Genomic DNA, 365 nt, shown 5'->3' with positions numbered 1-365 from the left:
AAAACAAACAATTATGAAAACCTTCAAAATTACTTTACTAGGCATTCTAGCCGTAGGCTTATTAACCGCAGTATTACCTACATCAAATACAGAAACGGTAGTAGAAACATCTAACCATGATATAAAAGAAGTTAAAGTAGAGTTGTCGAGTGTATTTAACAAAAAGGACAAAGCAAGCGTTCCAGAAAACGGATAATATTTATAACCCTACATATACCAATTAATTAAAAACAAACAAACATGAAATACATTAAACTTACACTAATAGCGATACTATCAATAGGCTTATTAACCGCAGTATTACCTACATCAAATACAGAAACGGTAGTAGAAACATCAAACCATGATATAAAAGAAGTTAAAGT

General features: G+C 30.4%; 1 protein-coding gene. It reads left to right on the top strand.

Going from position 1 to position 365, the window contains the following annotated elements; genetic code table 11:
- Window positions 1–196: hypothetical protein (locus tag ACVC2P_RS17230; RefSeq protein ID WP_452597644.1), on the top strand; the 196-nt coding region annotated here is incomplete at its 5' end.
- Window positions 197–365: the final 169 nt, after the last annotated feature.

This window comes from Pontimicrobium sp. MEBiC01747 (assembly GCF_053601635.1).
Note: the sequence above shows the minus strand (reverse complement) of the source record. Positions and strands in the feature narration are given on the sequence as shown.